The organism is Psychrobacter sp. ANT_WB68, from assembly GCF_008369115.1.
Lineage (GTDB): Bacteria > Pseudomonadota > Gammaproteobacteria > Pseudomonadales > Moraxellaceae > Psychrobacter.
Map to the genome: position 1 here is coordinate 525,704 of NZ_VOAZ01000001.1, position 13,321 is coordinate 539,024.

Genomic DNA, 13,321 nt, shown 5'->3' on the forward strand with positions numbered 1-13,321 from the left:
TGCTTCTATCTTTATCTTGCTATGCACATAAGCCGTAAATATTTTTCGATGATGTCATTTTAGTTAAGCCATTACGCTGTTACTATCAGCTAACATGAGCAGAGCACTACCACCTTAGTAGTAGCTGACAAAGGTAAAAACTGATTAAAAATACCGTTAAGCGTTAATAATTGATGCCAATTAATGAGCTAGAAGTTGCTAACAAAAATTTAAAACAAAAAAAGTGCTACTTACCTTGGCAAGCAGCACGATTCATAGCGTAAGTTGTGGTTTAAAAGGTCGTTTTTAAAAGCCTAGCTCTAGCAAGGAATTTCAGCGTTGCCACGGCTGTAATACCACCAGGTCAACACGATACAGACGACATAAAAGACAATGAGTGCCATAAAGGTACCGTCAACGCCCAACCCTGAGCCAAACATTTTAGGGATAAAGAACGCACCATAGGCTGCGACTGCTGAAGTAAAACCAACCACGGCCGCGGACTCTTTACGTATCTCGATAAACAACTCTTCTGTTCCTGCTTTTTCAGGCTCACGGCGGTCATGAAAGGTTCTAAAAATAACCGGAATCATGGTAAAGGTCGAGCCGTTACCGATACCTGTGGTGATAAATAGCACCATAAAGGAGATAAAGTAGCCGACGAAGCTGCCCTCATGGGTCTCGCTAGGTAGGAAATACATCACCGACAATACTGCCAACACCATTACAATATAGTTCCAAAAAGTGACTTTTGCGCCGCTGGTTTTGTCAGATATCCAGCCACCTAGTGGACGAAATAGTGCACCAACCAGAGGACCTAAAAAGGCAAATTTAAGCGCATCAATGGCGGGAAATGAGTTTTTAATCAACATTGGAAATGCTGCGGAAAAGCCAATAAAAGAGCCAAAGGTCGCCATGTAAAGGATACACATGATCCAGTTATGTTTGCGTTTAAAGATAACGGATTGGTCTTTAAAAGAAGCCTTGGCGGTGGCAATGTCGTTCATACCAAACCAAGCCAGTACTGAGAATAGCAGGATAAAGGGTACCCAAATAAAGCCTGCATTTTGTAGATAAAACAATTTACCGCTTTCGGAGACTTGTGGGTCACCGCCCAAGCTACCAAAGGCCGCTACCAATATAATCATCGGTACAACGAACTGCATGACCGATACGCCAAGATTACCCAAACCAGCGTTTAGCCCTAGCGCTGTGCCCTGTTCCGCCTTTGGATAAAAGAACGAGATATTGGACATGGACGAAGCAAAGTTACCACCGCCAAAGCCGCAAAGCAGTGCAATAATGGCAAATGTCATAAACGGCGTATCAGGATTTTGAACCGCAAAGCCCATCCATAATGCCGGAATTAACAGAGATAAAGTGGATATCGCCGTCCAACGTCGCCCACCAAAAATCGGCACCATAAAAGAATAAAAAATCCGTAGCGTCGCCCCTGAAAGCCCGGGTAGGGCGGCTAACCAAAACAGCTGTCCTGCATCAAAATCAAAACCAATCTCAGGCAAACGTACGATCACCGCACTCCATACCATCCATACCGCAAATGCCAGTAGCAATGATGGAATGGATATCCACAAATTTCGAGTGGCGACTTTTTTGCCGCCGCCTTTCCAAAACTCTTCTACTTCAGGTCGCCAGTCAGTGATGAGCTTACCACCTTTGGAGTTGTAATCATTGCCCATACTATTCCTCACTTAATATCATCTATGCTTAGTTATAATGGATATTTTTATAATGCTAAGTAGCTATAAAAATTGCCGTATACAGTCGTTTGGTTATGATGACAAACAGGCGACTACAATGGCTTATTAGCGCTAACGGCTCGTACTACCATGCACTTATTGTCTTTATAAAAAATAAGTGTTTATAGAAAATGATAACTCACGATACCGTGTTATCACGGTGATGAGTATTCATACATAGTGGTATACTGATGGCTAAAAGGGGTATATTGCGGGCAGAGAGATTACTAAAAGTTCGGATTTTTATTGTCTGGTAGGTGCTTTTTTTAGAGGTTATGGCTTTAAGCATTTACAACTTTTAATGTTGGCCTTTTTAACAATAACTTTTAAACCTCCTTTTCTGCTAATTTTGACGGGTGAATGCTATTTATGAGGTCTATTCAACGACGCCAGTCCTTAACCCTTCATGCTTGGGGCGCTATTATCATCATCGCTATCTTATCTTTGATGTCGGCGCTAGGGAGTGGGTCACTGGCGTGGGTCGCAAAATCTGATGCTGAAGCCATTAATACGGCAGGCTCGATACGCATGGCCACCTATCGTATCAACTTTCAGATAGCGACTAATTTTTCGGATGATCATCCTTTTAGCCCAAGTTTAAATATCGGCCAAAACGGCGCAAGCAACAAAGAGAATAAGCAGTCTGTTAAACAAGATAAATTAGACTTTTCTAATAAGAATACGTCTGAAAAAGTAACTATCCTTATTGAGGATATGGAAAATCGGCTAGAAGAGTTACAGAGCTATCAGCTAACGAGTGCCAATAGACATGTGCTTATCAACGAGCAGCTCAATGAGATAAAACAGCAATGGTATCGAGACTTAAAACCGGCGTTATTAGCGCAAGACAGGCAAGGGTTTTATAGCGTTTCAACCAGTTATATCGAAGATGTGAACCGCTTGGTTAATGAGCTGCAGTACAGGAACGAGCAGCGACAGACATGGCAGCAAAACCTACAAATACTTTCATTAATACTGATCATCATTATTGTCCTCATTGGTATGCGCAGATTGCATCAATTGGTGCTCACCCCCATTCAACAACTGATTAAAGCCAATAATCAATTTAGAAGAGGCAAGACTAACACCAGAGTATCTATCACAGGCTATCGAGAGTTTGAAGTGCTTGGCAGCTCTTTTAATGACATGGCAAGTACGATTGAAACCTATCAGCGCTCGCTTGAGAGTGAGGTGCAGATAAAAACCCAGCATCTCGTCAAAGCCAATCGAGTACTGTCGCTATTTTATGACTTCTCAAAATCGCTCACCACCAGCCAAGTGAGCTTATATCAGCTCGATGCCTTGATTGCAGATTTTAGTAAAACCTTGCCACATTTAGAATTTACCTTGTGTATACAGAATAAATATATCACCAATAAAAACGCCATCGTGCTGCACGGCGAAAAAATGAAAGAGCTGTGTAAAAAGCTTAGCTGTGACAGTTGTATCACTAAAAATGGCGAACATACCAAGACCTATCCCATCGTCCATCAACAAGAAGTGTTTGGGGAATTGCGCGTACGACCAAAGTCGGCGCTGGTGATGAATCGCTCTTTTATCGCTGATGATGGTATTAATGATAATAATGAGACAGGTAATAACATAGCGCCAGAACAGCGCATAAACATGACAGAGGCAGGGAATATTTTCCCGTTTAGCAGTCCTGAATTAGATGCGCAAAATAACGAGCTAATCGTATCGCTGACCAATTTGATCAGCACGGCCTTATCACTACGCAAGCAAAGACAGCAAGAGCATCAGCTGATTTTATTTGAAGAGCGCTCGACCATTGCCAGAGAGTTGCATGATTCTCTAGCACAGTCGTTGTCTTATTTAAAAATTCAAGTCAGTGTTTTAGAGAGACACCTGAAAAATGCTGGTAGCGAGCCAGTACAAGCACCAGTATATCAAAATATTGAGCAGATAAAAATGGGACTGGGTTCTGCTTATCAGCAACTAAGAGACTTATTAGTGACTTTTCGCCTGACTATAGATAGCGACAATTTTGATGAAGCGCTGCACGACGCCGCCAGTGAATTTGCTGTGAAGGGTAACTTTAATATGACGGTACACAATGACATTATGACACTCAATTTGAGTGCTCATGAACAAATAGATTTGATTCAAATTGCCAGAGAAGCGCTATCAAATATTAGCCGTCATGCAAAAGCGCAAAACGTCGCCATCCATCTGCAGTATGAAGAAGGTGATAAGCATATCCTCATGAGTATCATCGATGATGGCATTGGCATGTCAGGGAGTGTCGATCAAACCCAGCATCATGGCTTAATGATTATGAAAGAGCGCGCCCATAATATTGGCGGCGAACTCATCGTGACGGACAATCAACCACGCGGCACCATCATCACCGTCAGATTTGAGCCCAACTTTTTTGATGAAGAAAATAACCAAGACGCTTATTTATGATCCAATGAAACGGTGGTTTCAGGCAGTTGATTTGTCATTGTAACGTTTTTATTCTGTGTATTTTCTCATCTTTCTTATAGTATGTTTTGACTGATTTTTCTAGCAATTTTCGCTTTTAAGTATTGTTTTTAATTAATAATTTTTACCCATTGTACTATTGAAGTATTAAATTTAAATCATTAAGTTCTTGTACCATTTTTTCTATTTGTGAGTATGTTATGAGCACCAAAGTTTATACCAGCATGTCACCTGCGCGATTGTTATTGGTCGACGACCACCCGATGCTACGCCGCGGCATATCTGAACTATTGAGTCTTGAGGACGATGTCAAAGTCGTTGGTGAAGCCAGCAATGGTCAAGAAGCATTAACATTTTTAGAAAATAACGACGTTGATTTGGTGATACTTGACCACAAAATGCCGGTGCTCACCGGTATCGAAACCTTACGAGAAATCAAAGCCAGAAATATCAATACCAAGACCGTATTGTTTACGGTTTCTGATAGCGGTGAAGACGTGCAAGAGGCGCTAAAACTGGGCGTCGATGGCTACCTGTTAAAAGATATGGAGCCTGAGCTAATTATTATTGATATTAGAAAAATACTCCGCGGCGAGCTGGTCATCAGTCCCAACCTAGCTTCGATACTTGCACAAACGCTGCGCACACCGAGTATCCAAGATATCGCCAGTAATCTGACCAGTAGAGAGTTACAAGTGATTCAGATGATTGCTGAAGGGCTAAGTAATAAGATGATTGCTAATAATCTAGATATCGCCGAATCAACGGTTAAAGTACACGTCAAACATATCCTCAATAAAACTGGTCTGCGCACGCGAGTAGAAGCGGCAGTATGGACAGTGAATCATTTATCTAAGTAGTCATTTCTCTAAGTTACCATTTCTCAAAATAATGATAAGCAAGATAGAAACCTTTATCTCATTTATCCAAAACTAAAGAACCCACCTAACATTATGCTAGGTGGGTTTTTAGTTTTAGATATAACCATCACAGAGTATGGTTTTTATGTATTAGTTCTTAATATGAATATTAATGGTTAATATCAGCTTTTAGTACTTACCTTTAATAATTACTTTCTGCCGCAATCTGCCGATCAACGGAGGACATTTTATATTCATCACCAAAGGCATATTCCGGTTCTGCCAGCCAGAAATAACAGACAATCCACGCAATTAGTGCACCGACCGCGATGATATAAAAGAATTGATTCGGCTCTACAAAGGTATAAATAAATAAGTAGAAGACCGCGCCAACGTTACCATAAGCGCCTGCCATTCCCGATATTTGACCCGTCAAACGACGCTTGATTGAAGGAATAATCCCAAAGGTTGCGCCTTCTGCCCCTTGTACAAACACCGAGCATAGAATGGTAAACACCACGGCGATAAATAGCGGCCATTCGGCATTGAGCATACCCATCAGCGCAAAACCAACACCAATACCAAACATATAAATCAGCATCACCAAGCGACGATTGCCGACTTTATCAGAGATATAACCGCCAAGTGGACGCGCCCATAAGTTCACAAAGGCAAAGGTAGAAGCAATCAAGCCGGCGGCAGTGGGATCAAGCTTCCAAGTCGCTGCAAAGAACATTGGTAGCATGGAAACCACCGCAAGCTCTGCGCCAAAGTTGGCAAAATAGCTCACATTCAGCGCTGCCACCGATTTAAAGGGGTATTTATCATCTTCTGGAATACCAGCTTTAATCATAGGCACATTGACACTGATGGCTTTATAAATCTGATAAACAACCATCAATACAATCGCGCTGTAGCAAACGATGGCACCCGTAGCACTTAAAAAGCCCATCGCTTGCGTACGATAAACCAGCAATCCCAATACCCCATATAAAGGAACAATAAACAGGCAATATAACCATAAGTCTTTCCACGTAGATACCTCTAAAGCACCTGATTTCCGTGCCTTTTTATGCGTGCCAACTGCTGGACCATCAGTGATTAAAAACCAATATGCCACGCCGTATAACGCCATTAATAAGCCAGATAAAGCAATTGCCCAGCGCCAGCCATCATCACCGCCAAAAAATTGTAAAGCGACGGTTGGAATGGTAATGGCCGCAGCGGCTGAACCAAAATTCCCCCAGCCTGCATAAAACCCTTCGGCAAAACCAATGTCTCTTGGTTTAAACCATAATGCCGTCATATGAATACCGACGACGAAACCTGCGCCGACGATAGACATAAATAAGCGGGCGACAAATAACTGCATGGCGGAGTCGCCAAAAGCGAAAAACCACGTTGGTATCGCCATCACGACCATTAATATAGAAAACACGCGCCGCGGACCAAAACGGTCCAATGCCATGCCGACGATGACGCGCCCCGGAATCGTCAACGCGACGTTGGCAATTAAAAATAATTTGATATGATCAGGGGTCAAATAGCTTTCTGTCTGTAGCATCGACGTTGCGAGCGGTGCCATATTAAACCAGACGTAAAAAGTTAGAAAAAAAGCAATCCACGTATAGTGAAGCGCCCTTATCTCACGCCGTTCAACCTCAAGTAATTCTTTTGCATGCATGGTAATGTCCCCATTATAAATTCTGATGCTTGTAATGGACACAAGATAGCAATAAGGGGTAATCATGACCATTGAGCGAAAGCAGTATAGGGTCTACTTTCCATACTACTTAATGGGGAGTACGCAGGCGTTTTAGCGCGTTACATTTTACTGATAATCAAAAGCATACAAGGGTGGTAAACCCCTTTGAAAGATGTTAGTTTATAAAGATGATAATTGTTATCAATTAGGTCTTAATTTTTAAGATTGAAAAAGATACCAGTGTAATAAAAAATATCAGCAGAATAGATACCATTAACAGTAATAAATCCAAGTTAAGAAAATATAATTTCAGCAAATGAGCCAAGGAGTTATCATGGATGCCACTACGAATACTAACAATACTGCTAATCCCAATCCCGTCATTCCAAGCCATTGGAAAATAAAACGTTCAACACACTTCTTCACCAAAGATAAAGTGCCTAACGCCTTATTGACCCATCACAATACGGCAGAGGGCGTATACGGGCAAATTTGCGTCATGCAAGGTACGGTAACTTTTTATGGCTTCGCTGATGAAGCCGCTACTGAGCCAGAAAAGACAGTGGTTATTAATGCCGGACAGTTTGCGGTCAGCCCGCCTCAATATTGGCACCGTGTAGAGTTAAGTGACGATGCTCAATTTAATATCAACTTTTGGACAGAAGGTGATAGCGGTAATAAATCACTGTTTAATAGCTCTAAAATCCACAGTAAACCTATCGAAAAGTTGTTTGATAAACCAGAAAAATCCTAATCATCTAGGGTGGCTATACAGTGATTGTGCTATTACAAGCACTTTTATGATGGCACAATCGCGCTAAATATTGATAAGATGACTATTTACCTATTTACCTATTTACCTATGGGAACTAAGCATGTCAGCTTCTAGCAATCAGCCTGCCAATAAAAACACGAGCAGCGATACTCACACTGACTCGCAAAATTACCGAGCAATGATTAAATCGCTTGCGGATACCAAGACATGGTTATTTGTCCCAGCAACGCGAATAGATAGGGTAGAAAAAGCTTTTGCCAGTGGTGCGGATGCAGTGATTGTTGATTTAGAAGATGCGGTTGCGCAAACAGACAAAGCCCAAGCTCGCGCGGCATTAAAGGACTATTATGATACTCAACATGAGGCTAAAAACTATCGACCGATTTGGCTGCGTATCAATCAAGCGGACAGTGCGGAATTTGCTAAAGATTTGACCCTATGCCAGCAGCTGCCTAAGCTGGCAGGTGTCCTGTTAGCAAAAGCTGAACAGGCAGCAGATATTGAGAAAATCCACCAACAGACAGGTCTGCCCGTGATTGCCTTGATAGAAAGCGCTGTAGGCTTATACCGTATTGATGAGGTGGCAAAAGCCTCAGGACTGCTTGCATTTAGCTATGGTTTTTTAGATTTATGCAATGATTTAAAGGTGCAAGTGGACACATCATCAGCGGATATTATTGCCAATCAGATTCGTTATCAGCTTATTCTGACCTCAAAAATCCATCAACTGCTCGCACCCATTGATAGTATTTATGCGGATTTTAACGATAGTACAGGGCTGCATAAGCGCGTGCAGCTATGGTCACAGATGGGCATGTCCGGCATGCTTTGCATTCATCCTAAGCAAGTTGATGTCGTCAAGCAAGCACTGCAACCGACAGCTGCTGATTTATCATTTGCGCAGCGTGTGGTCGCAGAATACGAGCGTAGTGGACAAGCAATTTTTAAAGTAGACGGTAATATGGTTGATGCGCCGGTGATTGAGCGCAGTTATCAGGTATTATCAAGCGCTAAATAATTAGTATGATATCGGTTTTAAAGTGAATTAATGATATACCTACCAGATAACTTAGCGTTGTCTGGTTTTTTTCTATCCGTTTACCGTGAACCATCATCAGCATTCATGTTTTCGTCTAGATTTTGGCTATTTATAATCACTATAACAGGTCGTTTTATAGAGAGTGAACGGCGCAGTTCATAATAACAATAAGAATAAAAATAAATAATCCTTAACATTCATATTAAATGAATGTTAAAATGTTTCCAATTTGATGCTAGATGTAAATTTTCATCAAGTAATTTTAGTAATGAAATGATAAATTTTATCAGTTAGATCGTGATATAACCTTGAATTTGAGTCTGCTATTTCAATATCTAATCGGATTGCAGCAAGCGCGATATTGATAGGATTAATAAAGGTTACTCTCAACGGGCAGTATTATTTTTTTCACTTTTGGAAACATGATTGCGCTTATAAACATTCATTGAAAATGAATGTTTGAGTGTTCAATTTATCTAGCCAGCAGGAGCAAGATATGGGCGAGTACAAGAAGTATTGGTGGGGTTTAATCGCTGTCCTCGTGGTTACCTTTACCTTTTTAGGTTGGGGCGGCGTAGAAGTTTATCGTACCGCACCTCCTATCCCTGATCAGTATATTGATAGCAACGGGAAGGTTTTAATCACAGAAGAGGATATTTTAGATGGTCAATCTGCTTGGCAGCGTACCGGTGGGCAGCAACTTGGCTCAGTGCTCGGGCATGGGGCTTATCAAGCACCCGACTGGACCGCAGATTGGTTACACAGAGAGCTTGTGGCTTGGTTAGACATCAGGGCACAAGAGTTATATGGGCATGATTTTGCCTCCGCAACAGATGATCAAAAAGCGGTGCTTAATGCGCAGTTGAAAAAAGAGTATCGTGGTAGCAATACCAATGATAAAAATCAAGTGGTGTTGTCGGATACGCGTATCGCCGCCATCAATGAAGTCGCGCCTTACTATATCGGCTTGTACGGTAATGAGCCGTCATTGCAAAAGTCGCGTGAAAACTTTGCCATGAAAAACAATACTTTGGCAGATCTTGAAGACAGACAAAAACTGACGAACTTTTTCTTTTGGACCACTTGGATTGCCTCTACCGAACGTCCTGGTACAAATGCCACTTATACCAATAACTGGCCGCATGAGCCGCTGATTGATAACGTACCAACGTCAGAAAATATTATGTGGTCTATCGCTAGTGTGGTGTTCTTAATTGCTGGGGTTGGATTCCTTATTTGGGGCTGGTCGTTCTTACGTAAAGAAGAAGACGTTAAAGAAATTACACCAGACGCTGATCCATTAACCAAAATAGCGTTAACGCCGTCGCAAAAAGCGTTGGCAAAATACGGTGTTTTAGTCATGGGATTGTTCGTCTTCCAAGTATTTATTGGCGGTTTCGTTGCGCATTATACCGTTGAAGGACAAGAGTTTTACGGTATTGCCGTCGCCGATTACTTCCCATACTCGTTAGTACGTACGTGGCATATTCAGGCAGCGTTATTTTGGATTGCCACCGCTTTCTTGATGGCAGGGTTGTACTTAACGCCGCTTATCAATGGTGGTAAAGATCCTAAATACCAAAAATTGGGCGTTGATATACTTTGGGTGGCATTAATCATCGTGGTCGTTGGCTCATTTATTAGTCAATACTTTGCGATTGCGGGTATTATGCCTGCAAAATATAACTTTTGGTTTGGTCATCAAGGCTATGAATTCATTGACCTTGGTCGCTTCTGGCAGATTTTAAAATGGGTCGGTGTGTTGTTCTGGTTGGTATTAATGACCCGTGGTTGCTTACCGGCATTTAAACAACCAGGTGATAAAAACTTATTAGCAATATTCTTCGCGTCGGTGGTTTGCGTGGGATTATTCTACGGTGCAGGCTTGTTCTACGGCGAGCGTACACACTTGACCATCATGGAATACTGGCGCTGGTGGGTGGTACATTTATGGGTAGAAGGCTTCTTTGAAGTATTCGCCACCGTCTCATTGGCTTTCATTTTCTATAACTTAGGCTTGGTCAATAAAAAAATCGCCACTGGTTCAGCCATCGCTTCTGCAGCACTATTTATGCTCGGCGGTGTACCAGGCACGTTCCACCATTTATACTTTTCAGGCACAACCACGCCAGTCATGGCAATCGGCGCCTCATTTAGTGCCTTGGAAGTTGTACCCTTAGTGGTATTAGGTTACGAAGGTTATGAGCATTGGTCTATGCAGCGTCAAGCACCATGGATGAATAAGCTTAAATGGCCTATCATGTGTTTCGTTGCGGTAGCATTCTGGAATATGTTGGGTGCGGGCGTGTTTGGCTTTATGATTAACCCACCTGTGTCACTGTTCTATTTACAAGGGTTAAATACCACTGCCGTTCACTCGCATGCTGCTTTATTCGGGGTCTATGGATTCTTAGCGATTGGCTTTGTATTACTGGTCATGCGTTATATTCGTCCAGACTACGTGTTTAGTGAAAACCTCATTAAAACGGGCTTTTGGGCGCTAAATGCAGGCTTGGTATTGATGATTGTCACTAGCTTATTGCCGATTGGTATTTTCCAAGCGCACGCTTCGATGACCGAAGGCTTATGGTACGCTCGTAGTGAAGGCTTCTTACAGCAAGATTTCTTACAAACCCTACGCTGGATTCGTACCTTTGGCGACGTGGTATTAATCACTGGTGCCGTTTGTGTGGCATTGCAGGTGGTTAAGTTTGCCTTTGCAAAACCCTCACATTCAAACTACCAACCTGATAATCCAGTGAACGATTAATAAGTTAATGATTAATAAGCTAGCGTAACCATAAAAAGCCCTGAGAATTCAGGGCTTTTTATTGACTGGTTAAAAGTCTTTTCTATTAAAAATCTTTTATCATTTAGTCTGTTGAAGGTTCTATTTTTCGTAGAAATACACATCACTTACTTCATTCGATGCCGCTAGAATGATCTATATTTATTATTTATTTTATAAAGGCATGCTATGCTAATTTTATCGCTCAAAGGTTAAAGGAGATGACGATGTCACGTTATTTAAGCGTTTTACTTTTGCTATCGATAATGCCGCTATCGCTGGCTGAAGCAAGTACTAAGGCTGCTAGCAATAAAACTAATAAGGTTGTGCTGCCAAAAAATCTCATTGTCGAATTGATAGAAAGACGCTGTTCTTCACCAAAGCCTAATCCCAAAGTGAGTCCTTCTCTTGAATACGACTGTTCGGATAAGTATGAAGACGCAGATGGTGAAGAGCAGAGCATGGATTATAGTCTACGCTTATTACCACTGATAAAAGAGGATTTTAATCGCGATGGCTTTGAGGATATCGCCTTAGAAGTCGAATCTATGGGTCCATTGGGAGCGAGCGTTTATTCCAATAGTTCGATTTATTATCTGCTGTTAAATAAGAATAGAAATATTATCACTGAACATGAGATATTGCTATATGCGCCCTTTAGCGAGCATATCGTTGATTATGAAGTAAAAGGTAAACAAATTCATTATAGTGCCGTGCCTAACTTTCGCTCACATCCTGAGGCATATGAGGATGGTGAGCTGCTAGAGCCTGCGCTTGAGTTTACGCTAAATTGGGAGAAGGGTAGTCCTGTTAGTAGTGTCTATCGGGATAATTGCCGACTATCTCGTATCAAAGATAAGAGCTTATTAGACCTTAGTCTTGGTGGCACCAGTCAGAAAGATATCGATATACATGACTATACTCAGGTGATAACTGAATCCATTCAGACAAATGGCTTAAATATTCAAGCGACCTTATCAGGGTGTGACTTAAGTAGCGTTTCATACTATGTTAAGCCACAAGAAGGAAAGTCTTTACCTGTGTTTTCAGAGGTGCTAAAGACTCTAATACCTGTGGCGCATCATACTAAGCAGCTAAAGACACTGCAATCGTTAGAAAAACGCTCGTCGCTAAAATTTGCTGAGGAAATATCTCTATATAGTGGCTGGCAAGCTATCGTGCACGTTGATAGAGAGGATAAAACACCACACATACTCATTGTTATTGAACAAACTGAATAGATTAATATCTTAGAAGGACAGTATATAAAAGAATTTATTGATTGATATCTTGTGATTGTTCAATAACAAAGATAAAACCCAGCTAAGAAATCTCTTAGCTGGGTTTATTTGTAGACAGTGATTACGCTTTCAAGCCGTAATTATAGGTCTTTTAGACATTTTTACCATGCTGCTTTTGCTGAATGTCTTTTGCTAGGTTATAGCATTGATTGATATGGTCAGTGGCGATTTTTTTGAAAATCATATAACCCATGGTTGCCGCAACCATTTGACCGCCCAATGGGATAAACTTGGTCACTTGCTTGGCCGCAATACGACCACCAAAACCTTGGACGGTCTTCTTTACGATACCACGTGTCGCCATTAAGCCTGCAAAATCAACAGTGCGGTCTTTTAGCGCAGCCCAATGAATGGCGCGTGACTCTAAATCAATGGCAGATTGACGCCCTTCAATCAGACCAAAACGTTCGCTAATCTCAGGTAATAGCATGGTTAGCATACTGGCATCAACTGCCACGTCAAAGAAAGGCACCGGAACGATAGCTACGCCAGCTGAGAGCTTAGCGCGTTTTTTGACCAGTTTTTCGCAGTCTTTTTTAACTTTCTCAAGATCTAAATTAGGGTCTATCGTATTAGGTAATTTTTCAGCGGTGGGTGTGGTTTTCATAAAGCGTCCTTAAAATGTGTAAAAGAAAATATTCGTAAAATAAATAAGCAAAAATTGCAAAA

Annotated in this window: 9 protein-coding genes; 6 read left to right on the forward strand and 3 right to left on the reverse strand. The window is 41.6% G+C overall.

Annotated features, from left to right (window positions below; all coding sequences use genetic code 11):
* Positions 1-299: 299 nt before the first annotated feature.
* Positions 300-1,679, reverse strand: coding sequence for a NarK family nitrate/nitrite MFS transporter (locus FQ084_RS02275; RefSeq protein ID WP_149489008.1), 1,380 nt, complete (start codon positions 1,677-1,679; stop codon positions 300-302).
* Positions 1,680-2,108: 429 nt separating this feature from the next.
* Here FQ084_RS02275 and FQ084_RS02280 point away from each other — a divergent pair, with 429 nt between their 5' ends.
* Complete coding sequence (locus tag FQ084_RS02280) at positions 2,109-4,166, forward strand: histidine kinase (protein WP_149489009.1); 2,058 nt, start codon at positions 2,109-2,111, stop codon at positions 4,164-4,166.
* A 218-nt stretch (positions 4,167-4,384) separates the two neighbouring features.
* Positions 4,385-5,044, forward strand: coding sequence for a two-component system response regulator NarL (gene narL / locus FQ084_RS02285; protein ID WP_149489010.1), 660 nt, complete (start codon positions 4,385-4,387; stop codon positions 5,042-5,044).
* Between the two features lie 202 nt (positions 5,045-5,246).
* On the opposite strand, the gene FQ084_RS02290 is transcribed toward narL, so the two are convergent.
* Positions 5,247-6,728, reverse strand: a complete 1,482-nt coding sequence (locus tag FQ084_RS02290) for an MFS transporter (protein ID WP_149489011.1) — start codon at positions 6,726-6,728, stop codon at positions 5,247-5,249.
* Positions 6,729-7,083: 355 nt separating this feature from the next.
* Between FQ084_RS02290 and FQ084_RS02295 the strand changes: the two genes are divergently transcribed.
* The 4 genes from FQ084_RS02295 (at position 7,084) to FQ084_RS02310 (ending at position 12,592) form a co-directional block, all read left to right on the forward strand.
* Entirely contained in the window at positions 7,084-7,503 is a 420-nt protein-coding gene (locus FQ084_RS02295; RefSeq protein WP_149489012.1) for a DUF1971 domain-containing protein, read from the forward strand.
* A gap of 121 nt (positions 7,504-7,624) precedes the next feature.
* Positions 7,625-8,542: an HpcH/HpaI aldolase/citrate lyase family protein gene (locus FQ084_RS02300; protein ID WP_149489013.1), complete on the forward strand. Its 918-nt coding sequence runs from the start codon at positions 7,625-7,627 to the stop codon at positions 8,540-8,542.
* 517 nt (positions 8,543-9,059) lie between these two features.
* Entirely contained in the window at positions 9,060-11,333 is a 2,274-nt protein-coding gene (locus FQ084_RS02305) for a nitric-oxide reductase large subunit (protein WP_149489573.1), read from the forward strand.
* 245 nt (positions 11,334-11,578) lie between these two features.
* Positions 11,579-12,592 carry a hypothetical protein gene (locus tag FQ084_RS02310; protein WP_149489014.1) on the forward strand — a complete coding sequence of 338 codons (1,014 nt, stop codon included), beginning with the start codon at positions 11,579-11,581 and terminating at the stop codon, positions 12,590-12,592.
* A 151-nt stretch (positions 12,593-12,743) separates the two neighbouring features.
* Here the strand turns inward: FQ084_RS02310 and FQ084_RS02315 are convergent, their stop codons facing one another.
* Positions 12,744-13,259, reverse strand: coding sequence for a hypothetical protein (locus FQ084_RS02315; protein WP_149489015.1), 516 nt, complete (start codon positions 13,257-13,259; stop codon positions 12,744-12,746).
* Positions 13,260-13,321: the final 62 nt, after the last annotated feature.